This window comes from Corynebacterium sp. UMB6689 (genome assembly GCF_030215295.1).
Lineage (GTDB): Bacteria > Actinomycetota > Actinomycetes > Mycobacteriales > Mycobacteriaceae > Corynebacterium > Corynebacterium aurimucosum.
Window position 1 is genome coordinate 56377 of the sequence record NZ_JASOLS010000014.1, and the last position, 15362, is coordinate 71738.

Annotated in this window: 13 protein-coding genes; 9 read left to right on the forward strand and 4 right to left on the reverse strand. The window is 59.7% G+C overall.

Annotated elements, in window-relative coordinates; all coding sequences use genetic code 11:
* Positions 1-63: 63 nt before the first annotated feature.
* The 4 genes from QP363_RS08920 to QP363_RS08935 all read left to right on the forward strand — a co-directional run bounded on the left by QP363_RS08920 (position 64) and on the right by QP363_RS08935 (position 3300).
* Positions 64-423, forward strand: a complete 360-nt coding sequence (locus QP363_RS08920; RefSeq protein ID WP_070818866.1) for a hypothetical protein — start codon at positions 64-66, stop codon at positions 421-423.
* A gap of 3 nt (positions 424-426) precedes the next feature.
* Positions 427-1125: a YceI family protein gene (locus tag QP363_RS08925; RefSeq protein WP_070818865.1), complete on the forward strand. Its 699-nt coding sequence runs from the start codon at positions 427-429 to the stop codon at positions 1123-1125.
* Positions 1126-1140: 15 nt separating this feature from the next.
* Positions 1141-1305 (forward strand): hypothetical protein, encoded by a 165-nt coding sequence (locus QP363_RS08930; RefSeq protein WP_284764085.1) that lies wholly within the window; start codon positions 1141-1143, stop codon positions 1303-1305.
* Positions 1306-1929: 624 nt separating this feature from the next.
* Positions 1930-3300, forward strand: coding sequence for an MFS transporter (locus tag QP363_RS08935; RefSeq protein ID WP_070730209.1), 1371 nt, complete (start codon positions 1930-1932; stop codon positions 3298-3300).
* 207 nt (positions 3301-3507) lie between these two features.
* Here the strand turns inward: QP363_RS08935 and QP363_RS08940 are convergent, their stop codons facing one another.
* Positions 3508-4485: a bile acid:sodium symporter family protein gene (locus QP363_RS08940; protein WP_070643609.1), complete on the reverse strand. Its 978-nt coding sequence runs from the start codon at positions 4483-4485 to the stop codon at positions 3508-3510.
* 109 nt (positions 4486-4594) lie between these two features.
* Between QP363_RS08940 and QP363_RS08945 the strand changes: the two genes are divergently transcribed.
* Positions 4595-7516, forward strand: coding sequence for an FAD-binding and (Fe-S)-binding domain-containing protein (locus tag QP363_RS08945; RefSeq protein WP_284764089.1), 2922 nt, complete (start codon positions 4595-4597; stop codon positions 7514-7516).
* A gap of 12 nt (positions 7517-7528) precedes the next feature.
* Here QP363_RS08945 and QP363_RS08950 read toward each other — a convergent pair whose 3' ends face one another.
* Positions 7529-8821, reverse strand: coding sequence for a class I SAM-dependent methyltransferase (locus QP363_RS08950; RefSeq protein ID WP_284764091.1), 1293 nt, complete (start codon positions 8819-8821; stop codon positions 7529-7531).
* Positions 8822-9007: 186 nt separating this feature from the next.
* Between QP363_RS08950 and QP363_RS08955 the strand changes: the two genes are divergently transcribed.
* On the forward strand, positions 9008-10351 hold the full coding sequence (locus QP363_RS08955) for an NAD(P)/FAD-dependent oxidoreductase (protein ID WP_070643616.1): 1344 nt from the start codon (positions 9008-9010) through the stop codon (positions 10349-10351).
* A gap of 98 nt (positions 10352-10449) precedes the next feature.
* Positions 10450-11286, forward strand: coding sequence for a bifunctional hydroxymethylpyrimidine kinase/phosphomethylpyrimidine kinase (gene thiD, locus QP363_RS08960; RefSeq protein WP_284764093.1), 837 nt, complete (start codon positions 10450-10452; stop codon positions 11284-11286).
* Here thiD and QP363_RS08965 read toward each other — a convergent pair.
* Positions 11283-11885 (reverse strand): bifunctional 2-polyprenyl-6-hydroxyphenol methylase/3-demethylubiquinol 3-O-methyltransferase UbiG, encoded by a 603-nt coding sequence (locus QP363_RS08965; RefSeq protein ID WP_070643622.1) that lies wholly within the window; start codon positions 11883-11885, stop codon positions 11283-11285. The two genes, thiD and QP363_RS08965, sit on opposite strands and share 4 nt — an antisense overlap.
* 83 nt (positions 11886-11968) lie before the next feature.
* Here QP363_RS08965 and corA point away from each other — a divergent pair, with 83 nt between their 5' ends.
* Complete coding sequence (gene corA, locus QP363_RS08970; protein WP_144657811.1) at positions 11969-13042, forward strand: magnesium/cobalt transporter CorA; 1074 nt, start codon at positions 11969-11971, stop codon at positions 13040-13042.
* A 5-nt stretch (positions 13043-13047) separates the two neighbouring features.
* Here the strand turns inward: corA and QP363_RS08975 are convergent, their stop codons facing one another.
* Complete coding sequence (locus QP363_RS08975; protein ID WP_284764096.1) at positions 13048-13494, reverse strand: PaaI family thioesterase; 447 nt, start codon at positions 13492-13494, stop codon at positions 13048-13050.
* 43 nt (positions 13495-13537) lie between these two features.
* On the opposite strand from QP363_RS08975, the gene gndA reads away from it, so the two are divergent.
* Positions 13538-14995 carry an NADP-dependent phosphogluconate dehydrogenase gene (gene gndA / locus QP363_RS08980; protein WP_070446654.1) on the forward strand — a complete coding sequence of 486 codons (1458 nt, stop codon included), beginning with the start codon at positions 13538-13540 and terminating at the stop codon, positions 14993-14995.
* Positions 14996-15362: the final 367 nt, after the last annotated feature.

The following is a 15362-nucleotide window of genomic DNA, read 5'->3' on the forward strand; positions in this document are numbered from 1 at the left end:
ATTATAACGAATGGCCCACCGCCTTTGTTCCCACCCTCGGATTAATGGGCTAAGGTGAGTGAGGTGATTGGTACACAGGATCCGCAGCCCGGCAAGCCCTCGCGGCACCGGACCGCAACCTGCCAGTGGTGCGGCACAGAGATCGCGCAAGGCGGGCGGGGAAGGCCACGCAAGTTCTGTTCACCCTCGTGCAAGCAACGAGCCTATGAGCAGCGCCACAACGTGGTCGGGACACCCATTCCTGCGGACGCTGTCATCCTAACTCCAGACAGGGCAGATCGTCTCCGTGACGGTCTCTTTGAGCTTCGGTGCTGTGCCGAAGACGTGGCCACGGCGGCGTCGGAAAGCGCCAGTGCTGAAGAGATGGAACAACTGTGTGCCGAACTGGTCGCACTGGCTCGCAAGCTTGAGGAATTGAGATAGCACATGAAATCTGTATTGGGTAACCGCAAACTGATTGTCAGTATCTTCGTGGTCCTGATTCTGGCCTCGTCAGCGCTGGCCCTTGGACCGCTAGCATTTTCGGTGATCATGGGCCGCGGTGTTAAAACTGAGCCAATCAATGCGGACAAGGTGCATGCAGCCACCACCGACGTCGACGGCGACTGGCACGTAGTCCCGGGGTCGGCTTATAACTACACTTCCGCAGGATTTACCATCGACGAAATTCTGCCGGCGGATAAGCGCACAACGTCTGGCTCCACCAAGCATGTCACCGGCCAGGCCACCATCAAGAGCGGGGTCGTTGAAGAGGCAAGCATCACCGTGGACATGGCGAGCCTGACCACGGACAAGAAGGTGCGCGATCAGAACATGAAGTCGAAGCTCTTCGAGGTGACGAAATACCCAGAGTCGAGCTTCACGTTGACCGAGCCAGCAGATGTCTCTGCTGTGCCTGACGACGGCTCACTGGTCACCATCCCGCTGACTGGCGACCTGACCATCCACGGCGAGACCAAGAACGTGACACAGGACTTCCAGGTGGTCCGCGATGGCGAGACCATTATTTTGGGCGGCAATATTCCGATTAACCGTCTCGATTTCGGCGTCGAAACCCCGGAGATGATCGCCGCGAAGATCTCTGAGGTCGGCGACGTTAACGTTCGCGTTACCCTCGAGAAGTAACGCATCCGGCCAGTCATGAATTATCAGCATCTTATTCCTGTCCTGTGGGTGCGTCTCGTCGTACTCGCAGGGTTCGGCATTTTCATCTGGTTTCAGGGGACGAAGCTCATGGCAACGTTTTCTGTAGTGCTTGTAGCTCTCACCGTGGTGCAGCTGGTGATGGCTTACCGTCGGCGCTAAAACCAGTTCTCCGATGGACTCCCTCTTAAATACAGTGCCATTACGTAACAGTGACTATATTGTGCCCTAAAAGGGGTCGCCCCAAGGGCAGCTGGGGAGGCGCAGATCAGTCCAGATCTAAAGGCGTCACCACGAATATTCCACTTGCACACATGACAACTCTCCGGCCGCCGCATGACGCACGGGAAAGCCGCCCGGAAGGCAGCGAACAAAGAAGTCGCCCAAATGGGCTGAAGGCTTGAACTTCCGGGAAAGCGACGCGGGCAGGACAGGTAACTCGGAGCAAAGCATCAAGGGCTAGTTGAGTACGCGCAACGCACGCATGGCTCCGCCGGCGCCCATGACTCAGCCAAGGGTCGCGCCGTCAAGGCCTGAGCACAGATCCATGCGAGCCCAGCGAGCCCAGCGATAGGAGATGCGAAGTCACGCCTTCCCGCTGCATAAGTTATTGTCCGATAATGTACATTATGTCAGTTAATCGACGTGCCCACTTCCCGCCCAATACAAAAACTTACCCAAGAAAAATTTTTCACCCATTGAGACTTTTATTTCATTGCGTGGAACGGTAGTGTTTCCCTCACAACCAATCGACCTATCGAAATAATCAAGGAGGGCGCCTCTCACATGACCGCCGTCAGCACAACACCGCCAAACGCAGCGGCCCCAGCACAGCAGCTCACCAAACGTGACCGTGTGCGTGTGGCCGTGGCTTCAACTATTGGCACGACCATCGAGTTCTATGACTTCTATATTTATGCCACGGCAGCCGTAGCCGTCTTTCCTTTCCTCTTCTTCCCGAAGACTGAGGATCCGACCGTTGCCCTGCTGCAGTCCTTTGCAACCTTCGGCCTTGCCTTTATCGCTCGACCACTGGGCTCACTGCTCTTTGGGCACTTCGGCGATCGCATCGGCCGCAAAGCCACGCTCGTTGGCGCACTCCTGACGATGGGCATTGCCACCTTTATCATTGGTATCCTGCCTACCTACCAAACCGCAGGCATTATCGCGCCGGCCCTGCTGGCCCTGATGCGCTTCTGCCAAGGTTTGGGCCTGGGCGGCGAATGGTCCGGTGCAGCTTTGCTGGCCTCCGAGACCGCGAAGGAAGGTAAACGAGCTTTTGCCGCCATGTGGCCGCAGTTTGGCGCACCCTTCGGCTTCCTACTGGCCAATGGCTTCTTCCTGACGCTCGTAGCCACCATGGATTACTCGCGCGGCGATACCACCGGCACCTTCATGGAATGGGGCTGGCGCCTGCCCTTCCTCGCCTCTGCTGTGATGGTGCTCATCGGTCTCTACGTCCGCTTGCGCCTGGAAGAAACACCGGTTTTCCAGCAGGCCGTTGATGAAGGCAAGAAGGTCAAGACCCCTATGGTGGAGGCTTTCCGCACAGCATGGAAGCCGATGATCATTGGCACCTTCGTGATGGTCTCTTGCTACACCCTATTCTACCTGGTCACCACCTGGATCCTTTCCTACGGTATTGGCGATAAGACCAAGGAGCTGGGTTTGGGCATCCCCTACCTGGAGTTCCTGGAGATCCAACTGATCTCTATCTTCATGTTCATCATCGGCATTCCGGTGTCCTCCATGCTCTCGGACAAGTACGGACGCAAGCCGATCTTGACCATAACCTCGCTTATCATGATTGCCTTCGGCTTCAGCTTCCCGTACTTCTTGGGCATTGCGCACGCTGACCGCAACTCCGTCCTTGGGTTCCTGGTCGTTGGCATGTTCATCATGGGCCTCATCTTCGGCCCTATGTCCGCCGTTCTCCCAGAGCTCTTCCCCACCAACGTGCGCTACACCGGCTCCGGCATCGCGTACAACGTGTCCTCTATCCTCGGCGCCGCCGTGGCCCCGTTCATCGCAACGTGGCTCGTAAGCACATACAACGTGAGCTACGTGGGCTACTACCTGGTTATCGTTTGCTTCATCTCCCTCATCGCCATCCTCATGATGCAGGAGCTAAAGGATCAGGACCTGTCCCAGGTTTAGGTCTTTAAATACAAACATCTCCCCGACTCTTTCTGGTCTGAAGCACCAAGGTCGGGGAGATTTTTATTGCGGCGTTGCGGGCTCTACTCACGTCACGCTTCACCTGACACCGCCTGCGGGCGCCATTCATGGGTGGTTGTGCCCCACTGCTGCCAAAAGTGCCAACCACCTATCACGAGCCCTTAATCTACTCAGCCTGCCTAGAAACTACGCAGTAACAGCAGCTTCAGCAGCCTTCGCATCTTCCTCGATGGGTTTACGGCGCACGATGGCGGAGAAGAGCGCACCAGTAATATTTGCCCACACCGCGGCGACCACACCCGGAATCGCCGCCTCCGGAGTGAAGAACTGCAGCGCCAATGCCGAGGCCAGACCGGAGTTCTGGGTCGCCACTTCAATTGCCGTGGTGCGTGCCGCTGCCTCGCGCTGGCGAGCAATTTTCGCCAGATAGTAGCCGAAAAGAAATCCGATGAGATTCTGGATAGCCACGCCCACGAATACCACGAGCCCCACGGTCACGAGCTTGTCCTGGGACTTTGACACCACCGCCATGACCACGCCGCCGATGCCAGCGATGGCCACCCACGGCAAGGCCGGCAGAACCTTGTCCACAGCTTTAGTAGCAATCACGCGCAGCAACAGGCCCAGGCCCACCGGAATGAGGACGGTCTGGACCAGCGACCACACCATGCCGGCACCGTCAACCTCTGCGGTTTGTCCCGCCAACCACAGCATGAGCACCGGCGTCATGATCGGCGAGACGAGGGTTGACACCGAAGTCATCGCCACCGACAACGCTACATCGCCCTTAGCCAGGTAGGCCATCACATTGGAGGCAGTACCGCCGGGCACAGACCCGAGGAGGATCAGGCCGACAGTGGCGGCGTCGGAAAGCCCTAGCATTTTCGCCACGAGCACAGCACTCGTCGGCATGATGGCAAATTGACAAATAACGCCCAAGAAGATGGGCAGCGGGCGCTTCGCCACTAGGGCCAGGTCCGGAATAGTCAGGGTAAGGCCCATGGAAAACATGATGACCATGAGCAACTGCGAGGTGTACTGCCCCACCGGTTCAAAGGTACTGGGACTCACAAAGGCGACAATGGCGCAGGCAATAATAACGATGGGAAAGATGTAGACGGCGAGTTTCTCGCCGGTCTCCCCCTCTGTACGCGGGTTCGTCATGGTGTTTCCTTTCCAGAGTATGTCTCACTAGATGAATTGAGTATCCCATATGATGAACCTCACGTACCCGTTTTGGTCCAGATTTACTGTCACGCGATAGATTAGAAATATGTCCAAGCTTTTAAGCCCCGATTCCTCTCGTTTCTCCCGCCCAGCCGGCACCACGAGCCAGGCCGACGCGGTTTCTGCACACTACAAGAACGGCTCCCCCGCCGAGCTGGTGGCGGACATGGAAGCCATCGTTGGTCACGAGAACGTGCACGGACGTCTCAGCGACCTCGTGCGCTTCTCCTCTGATGCCGGCCCTTACCGCTCCATCCCGAACATCGTGGTCTCCCCGCGCAACGCCACGGACCTCGCTGCGCTGATGAAGTACTGCGATACTCACGATCGCCACATGACCTTCCGCGCAGCAGGAACGTCGCTGAACGGCCAGGCCATGGGCGATGACATCCTCGTCGATGTCAAAACCCACTTCGGCGGCATGGAGGTGCGCGAAGAAGGCCGCAAGCTGTGGTCCCGCCCCGGCGTCATCTTGGGCGATGCCCAGGCGGTACTCTCCCGCCACGGCTTCATGCTGGGGCCGGACCCGGGATCCACGTCCGTGTGCACCATCGGTGGCGTGCTGGCCGATAACTCCGGCGGCATGCGCTGCTCTTTAGAGCGCGATAGCTACCACAGCATTGAAGAGCTCATCTTCGTCCTACCTTCGGGCACCATCGTGGATACTTCGCGCGGTGATGAGGTCTTCCGCAAGCAGGAGCCGAAGCTCCACGCCGATCTACTGGCCTTCCGCGACAAGCTGCGCGCTAATACCGAGATGGTGGACTTCCTGCGCACCAAGTTCTCCATCCGCAACACCAATGGTCTTCGTATCGACGCCTTCCTCGACGAGGATGAGCCCGTGCACATCCTCAAGCGCCTGCTCATCGGTTCCGAGGGCATCTTCGGCGCCATCACGGAATCCGTCATCCGCACGGTGAAGCTACCGCGTGTGAAGGCCACGACGTGGGTCGAGCTGCCCAACCTGCGTGATGCCGCAAACTACGTGCACCCCATCATGGAAACCGGCGCGGAAGCCTGCGAACTCCTGGTCGCCCCGGTCATGCGCCGCTCGGCCGAACACTATGCGCATGCGCCGGAATCCTGGCGCAACCTTGATGATGATGCCGCGGCACTCCTCGTCGAGGTGGGCGGCAGCGACGAGGCAGATTTGGACAAGGCCATGGATCGCCTACGCACCGTGCTTGCCGACGCCCCACTACTCCGCCCCCTCGAATTCCTCACCACCGCAGAAGGTATGCGCGGTGCGTGGGAACTGCGCAACGGCCTCTATGGCCTGCTGGGCGCAGACCGCCCGAACGGCACGGCGTACATCACCGAGGATGTCTGCTTCCCGCCCTCTCAGGTTGGCGAAGCCGCAGCAGACCTGTTGGACTTGCAGGCCAAGTATGGCTACCCGGAATCCGTCATGGGGCACGCTGCTTTTGGCAACCTGCACTTCTTCTTCACCCCGCGTTTTGATGTCGAGGAAGAGCGCGAGTCCTATGCCGCGTTCTTGGATGATCTGGCCGAGCTGGTCATTGATAAGTACCAGGGCTCAATGAAGGCCGAGCACGGCACCGGCGTAAACATGGCTCCCTTCCTGGAGCACGAGTGGGGCACAGAGGCCTTCGAGCTGTTCTGGGAAGTCAAGAACATGATCGATCCCAAGGGCATCCTGGCGCCGAACGTGAAGCTTACACGCGACCAAACCATCCACCTGCGCAACTTCAAGTCCTTCCCGAAGGTCGAGAATGAAATCAACCCGTGTGTGGTGTGCGGCTTCTGCGAGCCTGTCTGCCCCTCGCGCCACGCCACGGTGACCCCACGCCAGCGCATCGTGCTGCGCCGCGAGATGGCCCGGCAGCAAGAAGGCTCGGAGGTGCTGGCGCAGCTACAGAAGGAGTACCAGTACGACGCAGTCGACATGTGCGCCGCAGACGGCACCTGTTCTATCCCCTGCCCGATTAGCATCGATACAGGTGCGGTCATGAAGCAGCTGCGCGCGCAACAGGCTACCCCGGCCCGCGAGAAGGTGGCACTGACGACGGCGCAGCGCTGGGAACTGGTGGAAAAGCTTGCCCGCGCTGGCATCATCTCCGCCAACAAGATTCCCCACAAGCCCCTCGAGCTGGGCGCCAACATGGCTCGCAACGTGGTAGCTCCCGACTTGCTGCCCACCGTCCCGGGGCCGCTTCCGAAGGCCGCATCGCGTCTGCCGGAAACCCCGCGCGAGGGCGCTGGCGCACTCTACTTCCCTGCCTGCATCAACCGCATCTTCGGCCGCCCAGCCGGCGCGGCCAAGGATTCAGTCGACCTCCCGCGCGCCATCGTGGAACTAGGACGCCGCGCTGGCCAGCCAGTGTGGATTCCGGAGGACGTCGCGGGCGATTGCTGTGGTACACCGTGGTCGTCCAAGGGCTACAAGGAAGGATTTGAGTACCAGGCTCAAAAGATCGTGCGCGACCTCTGGCATTGGTCGGAGCACGGCCAGCTGCCCATCGTGGTCGATGCTGCCAGCTGCACCCACGGGTTGCTAGATTCCGTTCCTGAGGTGCTCTCCCCTGCTGACCGCAAGCTTTGGGAGGATCTGCGCATCCTCGATGTCGTGGAATGGCTGCGCGATGAAATCGCCCCACACCTGCCCATCGTGAAAAACATGGGCAGCATCGCCGTACACCCAACCTGCTCGACTGACCACATGGGCATGAGCCAAGCGCTCGTTGACCTGGCAAACCTCTGCGGCTCTGCCAAAGTCCCGGAGGGCGCGATGTGCTGTGGCTCCGCCGGTGACCGTGTCATGCTGCACCCGGAGCTCGTCGAGTCCGCCACACGCGAGGAGCGCGTTTCTCTCGACACGGAACACTTCGACGCCTTCGTCTCCGATAACCGCACCTGCGAGATGGGCCTGGAGATGATCTCCGGACGGACCTATGAATCAATCGCAGTGCTGTTGGAACGGGCCTCCCGTCCGGTCGTCACGCCCTAGAAGAGGTGACGCTTAACGGCGGCCTCCGCGGTTGCGGTGGGTCGCCACCACGTGCACCGCATCCAGCATCCCTAAGGTGAGCAGCGCCTCGCGGAGAGCAAACTGGAACGTCCAAAGGCGGCGGAAAACCTGGTCGAAGCCCGCTGCCGCAGCTTCGCGGTGCCGCCCGTCGAAGAAGCTGCGCTGGTAACGAAGCGTTTCCAGGTAGTGGGTTCCGGTGTGGGTCTGAGCGATGATGCGCAGGTTGGAGCGCCTATCGAAGAGTCGGTGGGTCTCCTCCAGCGTCGGGTAATCCAAACCAGGCCATATATAAGCTCGCAGAACCTGAATCGCGGACTGGGCGGCCGGAGTCATCGCCTCGGTAGCAAAGAGCGATCCCATGGCCACTCGCCCACCGTTGACCAGCGAGCGATCCAGCATCTGCACATAGCGCCGACGCTCGGGAGACGATAGCGTCTCTAGCTTCTCCACGCTCACTATCGCGTCATAGCGCCCGCGCCACTGCTTCGGATTGGGCAACGCTGTTTCGATGCCCTGCACATGGACAGAACCAGCGGCTCCCTCAAGGAGTAGTTGTTCGTCGAACAGCGCCTGCTGCTCAGCATCCCCCGTAAGGACGTCAACGGTGGCGCGCCGGGCAACGGCTTGAATTGCTACCTGCAGACCAGTCGCCGGATAAACCAGAAGATGTGTGCCGGCGCCGGTGCGGGTGGCGTCGAGAAGCCACTGTGCAGCGCGGCGCTGCGCATCGCCCAAGTCCTCACGGTCGGTGTGCGTCGGCTCGGTCACACTTGTCACATCGACGAAGTGCTCTTTGGGTTCTTTGCTCCCCACCCGCGCACTATAGCTGCGCACCGCTTCACGCACCGTTGTGGGAACGCCGCTAGCAAAGATGCCGCCCGAATGGCTGAGGGAATCACCCGCATACAGTTTCACCACATCAAGAGGCAGCTCGCCCGGGCTCGAAGTCTCCACCGCAAGCTCTTTCGCCTTCGGCCAGTAGCCCACCCCCAGCAGCCGCAGGAGAACTTTGACCAAACGATCGGAATCGGGCGTCGTCCACTCCCCTGCCATATAAGACTCGGCTAAGCCCAGCCAGCCTGAATCGGCGATGCGGGAGAAGAGGGCGTCGTGAAGCACGGCTAGATCTGGGTCCTCGCCGTCCAACTCGACCCCAGCTTTGGAACACGCCTGCGCAAATTCCGCCTCCGACCGGTCGCTTTTGAAACGCAGCAGGCGTGAAGAAGGGACGGTGGCCACGCCCGGCCACGCCGCAGCGTCAATCGAAGCCAAGTGGGAATACACGCTCTAGCCAGCCTTCCTCATCGCACACACGTATTTTCTTAGACTAAAACGGGCGAGCCACGAAAAGGTGGAGGCGCGGCCTAAAAAGCCAGTTAATAACCCATAAAGTATGCATGTACCGCTAGAAAGGTTTAGACTAACTCGGGTAAAATAATCTAGCTTTCTTAAGGAAGGTATTCAATCACCATGGCGCACACCCCCTACCGTCCTAGTAACGGCCGCCACCACGTCGTTGTTATCGGTGCCGGCTTCGGCGGCATCAACGCCGTTAAGAAGCTCAAGGACGCGGATGTTGAGATCACCCTGATCGACAAGAAGAACCACCACCTCTTCCAGCCGATGCTTTACCAGGTCGCCACCGGCGTCATCTCCGCCGGTGAGATCGCCCCGTCCACGCGTCAGATCCTGCGCCACCAGGACAACGTCAACTTCGTCAACGGTGAGGTTACCGACGTCAACATCAAGGATCAGACCGTCACCGCCGAGCTCGACGGCGCGGTTCGCACCTACGGCTACGACTCCCTCATCGTCGCCGCCGGCGCTGGTCAGTCCTACTTCGGCAACGACCACTTTGCCGAGCACGCACCGGGCATGAAAACGCTTGACGACGCCTTCGAGATCCGCTCCCGCATCATCTCCGCCTTCGAGAAGGCTGAGTTGGAAGAAGATCCTGCCAAGCGTGAGAAGCTGCTGACCTTCGTCATCGTCGGCGCTGGCCCGACTGGTGTTGAGCTCACCGGCCAGATTGCTGAGCTGGCACAGCGTACGTTTGCTGGCGAATACTCCAACTTCGGTTCTTCCTCCGCCAAGATTTACCTGCTGGATGGTGCCCCGCAGGTCCTTCCGCCGTTTGGCAAGCGCCTCGGCCGCAAGGCTCAGCGCACCCTGGAGAAGCTGGGCGTTGACGTGCGCCTCAACGCCATGGTCACCGACGTCACCGCTGACGCCGTCACCTACAAGAACATGAAGACTGAGGAAGAGGTCAGCATCGAGGCCGCGACCAAGATCTGGTCCGCAGGTGTCGCTGCTTCCCCGTTGGGCAAGCTTATCGCTGACCAGGCAGGTGTGGAGGCGGACCGTGCCGGCCGTGTCTCTGTCAACGAGGACCTCACGGTTGGTGAGTACAAGAATGTCTACATCGTCGGCGACATGATTTCCCTCAACCGCCTTCCGGGTGTGGCCCAGGTGGCCATCCAAGGTGGCAACCACGTGGGCAAGCTCATCGAGGCCAAGATTGATGAAGAGTCCACCGCTAACGAGGCCGAGCCGTTTGAGTACTTCGACAAGGGCTCCATGGCCGTCATTTCCCGCTTCAACGCAGTGGTCAAGCTGGGCAAGACTGAGTTCGCTGGTTTCCCGGCTTGGATTTCCTGGCTTGGTCTGCACATCTTCTACATCGTTGGCTTCCGCAGCCGCACCCTCGTTGCGCTGCACTGGCTGCTCAACGCCTTCTCGCGCGACCGCGGCAATCTGGAGATCACCCAGCAGCAGCGCGTTGCTCGCAACGTGATTGACCGCGACCTCCACTAGGTCTTACGCGTCTTTTAAGGAGAGAGGATATATCCTCTCTCCTTTCTCTTTGGCCATGTACGGTAGAGGGAAGAACAGCCTAGCTTAAGGAGAAAACCGTGAGCCAACCTGCGCTGCCTCGTGTCCTCAGCATTGCCGGCACCGATCCCACGGGCGGCGCTGGTATTCACGCCGACCTCAAGTCTTTTGAGGCCGCTGGGGCCTACGGCATGGCCGTGGTGACCGCCCTGGTGGCGCAGAATACGCAGGGCGTGCGCGCTATCCACACCCCACCGGTGGACTTTCTGCGCGAACAGCTGGAAAGTGTCAAGGACGACGTGACTATCGACGCCGTCAAGATCGGCATGCTGGGCTCTGTTGCCATTACCGAAGCGGTGAGCGACTTCATTACTTCCCTCCCCGCGGGTGTGACCGTGGCCTGCGATCCGGTCATGGTCGCCTCCAGCGGTGACCGCCTGCTCGAGCCGGAGGCGGAACGCGCAGTACGTGAGCTGGCTTGCCGCGCGACAGTGGTCACCCCCAACCTGCCGGAGCTTGCAGTCCTCGCGGGCGTAGCAGAACCGCGCACCTTTGATGATGCTCTTTCTGTTGCAACCAAGTGGGCCCACGAGAACGACACGTGGGTCGTAGTCAAAGGCGGGCACCTCGATGGTGCCCAGGCCGATAACGCGACCGTAAGCCCTTCCGGCGAAATCACGCGCGTGCCCTGCCCGCGGATTGATACGAAGAACACGCACGGCACCGGCTGCTCTCTGTCCTCTGCCCTAGCGGCGCGTTTGGGCGCGGGCCATTCCCTCGACGAGGCACTGGTATGGGCAACTGAATGGCTCCACGAGGCGATCGTGCATGCGGATGCGCTCCACGTCGGGCACGGACACGGCCCTGTTGACCACGGCCACCGGCTCCGGCGCCTCGCCGCGGAGGCACAAAGTTAGCCCAGCAGATCGGCGCCTGGGCGGGTAAGCACGGCCACCATGAAGGTGGAATTCTCCTTAAAGACCTTCATGTCCCAGGATGCAAAGATGAAATCGACCCGATAACCCAGTGAGCGAGCGAGGTCGAGGAAGTCCTCAAAGCCCCAGCCGCGGCCCTCGCCAAAACCGACGACGAAGCGGCCGCCGGGGCGTAGCGCGTTAAACACATTGCGCAAGGCCGCCTCACGCCCTTCGGTAGCAATGAAAGTCATGACGTTGCCCGCAGCCACGGCGATGTCGAAGTTATTCTCGGGGATTTCCTCCTCGGAAAGATCACCTACCTCCCAGCGGGCCTCCGGATAATCGTTGACCGCATGTTCGATCAAGATGGGATCGACGTCCACGCCCACGACGGTATGCCCGCGTTTTACCAACTCACCGCCAAGACGTCCGGAACCGCAGCCGGCGTCGAGAACGCGGGAGTGGCGTTCACTCATGGCGTCGATAAGCCGGGCTTCCCCATCGATATCCTTGCCCTGGGCCCGTAGCGTCTTCCATTTCCGTGCAAAGTTGTGGGAATGGGCGGGATTCGCTGCAGTTACTTCTTTCCAGGTAGGCATGACAACGAGTATAGGCCTTTAGAGGTGTAAGATTTAGCCGCTCTTATAAAACGCCTATACGAAGCGAAGGAGGCTGAGACACGATGCCATCTGTACCGTCACCATTCAAGCCACGCAAGAAAAACACTTCGGACAATAATTCGCCGAGTTTTTCTGTGCCTGTCGAGCGCGCCATTGAGCACTGCCGAGTGTTCATCGACGGCGAGGCACTGCCCGGTGAGTTCACCCCGCACAGCGCGCTGCAAACCGTGGAAGAATACGGCCGCGGCTTCGTGTGGGTAGGCCTGCATGAGCCCTTAGAGTCCCAGATGACGAAGGTGGCGGCTGAGTTCCGCATCCACGAACTCATCGTTGAAGACACGGTCCAGGCCCACCAGCGCCCGAAATTAGAGCGCTACGATGACCAGCTTTTTGTGGTGGCACGGTCGGTGAACTACCGTGACCACGACGAAGTGGCCGACAAGCGCCAGATCATTTCCACGGGTGAAATCCAAATGATCATCGGGGATACGTTCATCATCACGGTGCGCCACTCTGCCAAGTTGCCCAACTTAGCCTACGTGATTCAGGATGAACAGGACCTAGTTGAGCAGGGCCCCATATCGCTCGCGTGGAAGATTCTGGACATGATGGTGGACCGCTATTCGGAGATCTGCCGCCTCATCGCCATCGAGGTCGACGAACTAGAAGAAGAAATCTTCACCCCGAATTCGCTGCCCAACATTGACCGTATCTACATGTTTAAGCGTGAGATTCTGGAGATGAAGCACGCCATCGTGCCGCTTTCCCCGGCATTGCGCGCGATGGTCGCAGACCACAAGGATCTTATTCCGAAGACGATTCGCTCCTATATCCGGGACGTCAATGACCACCAACTTGTGGTCCAAGACCACGTGGCGGGCTTCGACGAGCGCTTGACCTCGCTTATCGACGCCTCCGTGGCCAAAATCAGCATGCAACAGAACTCCGACATGCGCACGATCTCCGCGGTGGTTGGCATGTGGGCCGCGCCAACGCTCGTGGCGGGTATCTACGGTATGAACTTTGATGTCATGCCGGAGCTGCATTTTCCCTGGGGCTATTACGGCGCAATCGGCCTCATGGTGTTAGTTGTGGCCGGAATGTGGTGGTGGTTCCGCCGCAACAACTGGCTCTAAAGGAACTACTGCACCACCATGGTGCGCAGCGTAGAAGCAGCGAGGAGCACATCGCCCTGGCTGATTTTAACCTCCCACAGCTGCGTGCGGCGCCCCTTGTACAAGGGCGTAGCGACGGCGGTGACGGTGCCTTCGGCTACCGGCTTGAGGAAGTCGGTGTTGTTGTTAACACCGACGACAGGCTTGCCCGCGAGAATGAGGCTGCCGACAGATGCAGTGGACTCCGTAATCGTGCAGAAAAGCCCGCCATTCGCCACGCCCCACGGCTGGTGGTGGTCTGGAACGACGTCGACCTCGGAGCGAATCTCATCAGCCGAGATGTGTGTGAAGCGCAGTCCGATGAGCCCGGCAAGCCCCTGTGGGTGAGAGTTGATGAGGTCAAGTTCCTCGGCGTTGAGCGGCCGTGTTTGGGATACCGCGACAAACTTTTCAAAGATTTCAGAGTGTTTCATGCCACACCAGGTTAGTGGATATCGGTGACGTAGGATGGTGGACATGACTCAAACTGCTGAAAAGACAGATCTCGCTCAGATTGGCGTTGTGGGCCTCGCTGTAATGGGCTCCAACCTCGCGCGTAACTTTGCCCGAAACGGAAATACCGTCGCGGTCTACAACCGCAGTCCGGAAAAGACCCGCGCGCTCATCAGTGAGCACGGTGATGAAGGTACCTTCATCCCGTCCGAAACTGTCGAAGATTTCGTTGCCTCCCTCGAGCGCCCCCGCAAGGCAATCATCATGGTGCAGGCTGGCGCGGCTACCGACGCCGTCATCAATCAGCTCACCGAGGCGATGGATGAGGGCGACATTATTATTGATGGCGGCAACGCCTTATTCACGGACACCATTCGCCGTGAGAAGGAGGTGGCGGCTAAGGGCCGTCACTTTGTCGGCGCGGGAATTTCCGGTGGTGAAGAAGGCGCGCTCAATGGCCCGTCCATCATGCCTGGCGGCCCAGCAGAGTCTTGGGAGACCCTGGGCCCAATCCTTGAATCGATCGCAGCAGAAGTGGACGGAACGCCATGTGTGACCCACATTGGACCGGATGGCGCGGGTCACTTTGTCAAGATGGTGCACAACGGCATCGAATACGCCGACATGCAGGTTATCGGTGAGGCATACCAGCTGCTTCGTTATGGTGCAGGCATGGAACCAGCTGAAATCGCTGAGGTTTTCCGCGAGTGGAACGCCGGCGACCTGGACTCCTACCTCATTGAGATCACCGCCGAAGTGCTGGCACAAAAGGATCCGGAGACAGGTGCCCCGCTTGTCGACGTCATCGTGGACGCCGCCGGCCAGAAGGGCACCGGCCGTTGGACCGCCATTAATGGCCTCGAGCTGGGCGTGCCGATCACTGGCATTGCGGAATCGGTGTTCGCGCGTGCGCTCTCCTCTGCCACCGCTCAGCGTGCAGCTGCCCAGGAGGGCCAGCTGCCCTCCGGAACCATTACCGAGCTCAACGTAGATAAGGCCGAGTTCGTCGAAGACGTTCGCCGTGCACTGTATGCCGCAAAGCTCATTGCCTACTCTCAGGGCTTCGATGAGATCAAGGCTGGCTCCGAGGAGTTCGGCTGGAACGTGGACCCACGTGACTTGGCTACAATCTGGCGCGGTGGTTGCATCATTCGTGCGAAGTTCCTCGACCGCATCCGTGAGGCCTACGACAACAATGCCGACCTGCCTGCCTTGATTTTGGACCCGTATTTCAAGGGCGAGCTGGAGAACCTCATCGACCCGTGGCGCCGCGTCGTCGTTGCTGCAACGCAGCTGGGCCTGCCGGTTCCGGTCTTTGCCTCTTCCCTCTCCTACTACGACAGCTTGCGAGCCGAGCGCCTCCCTGCTGCTCTAATCCAGGGCCAGCGCGATTTCTTCGGCGCCCACACCTTCAAGCGTGTGGACCGGGACGGCACATTCCACATCGAATGGTCAGGTGACCGCTCCCTGACCGAAATGTAGCCGCCAAGCCCCTCCCCCGAGGGGCTTTTCTTATATCTGTTCCGCCGAACGTATTCTCCCTTCTCCGGCTGCGCCCCTCACCGTTCCTGCGGAGCGCTCCTAGGCGCCACACGCCGCCGTTCCCGCCATGGCTCACATCCTCTCGCCCGCAGCCACCGTTCACCCAGCCTCCCCCTGTCCGCAGCCACCGTTCACCCAGTTAATCCCGTCCCCTACCCTTTGTCAGCATTAGCCCCGCCTGTGGCCAACCTTCCTCCCGTTACCCGTGACGCACCCTTCTATCCAGGAATTTTCTTCCTCCGGTTGCGGGGTTGCTGGTGCTGTTTTAGTCTCTGTGCTCATGGGGGATATCGAAACCTACCTCCGC

Excerpts from the sequence above, each read along its gene's own strand:
- corA (WP_144657811.1), top strand. The coding sequence starts at position 11,969 with ATGCCATCTGTACCGTCACCATTCAAGCCACGCAAGAAAAACACTTCG.
- QP363_RS08965 (WP_070643622.1), bottom strand. The coding sequence starts at position 11,885 with ATGCCTACCTGGAAAGAAGTAACTGCAGCGAATCCCGCCCATTCCCAC.
- QP363_RS08935 (WP_070730209.1), top strand. The coding sequence starts at position 1,930 with ATGACCGCCGTCAGCACAACACCGCCAAACGCAGCGGCCCCAGCACAG.
- QP363_RS08925 (WP_070818865.1), top strand. The coding sequence starts at position 427 with ATGAAATCTGTATTGGGTAACCGCAAACTGATTGTCAGTATCTTCGTG.
- QP363_RS08940 (WP_070643609.1), bottom strand. The coding sequence starts at position 4,485 with ATGACGAACCCGCGTACAGAGGGGGAGACCGGCGAGAAACTCGCCGTC.
- QP363_RS08945 (WP_284764089.1), top strand. The coding sequence starts at position 4,595 with ATGTCCAAGCTTTTAAGCCCCGATTCCTCTCGTTTCTCCCGCCCAGCC.
- QP363_RS08975 (WP_284764096.1), bottom strand. The coding sequence starts at position 13,494 with ATGAAACACTCTGAAATCTTTGAAAAGTTTGTCGCGGTATCCCAAACA.
- QP363_RS08955 (WP_070643616.1), top strand. The coding sequence starts at position 9,008 with ATGGCGCACACCCCCTACCGTCCTAGTAACGGCCGCCACCACGTCGTT.
- QP363_RS08930 (WP_284764085.1), top strand. The coding sequence starts at position 1,141 with ATGAATTATCAGCATCTTATTCCTGTCCTGTGGGTGCGTCTCGTCGTA.
- gndA (WP_070446654.1), top strand. The coding sequence starts at position 13,538 with ATGACTCAAACTGCTGAAAAGACAGATCTCGCTCAGATTGGCGTTGTG.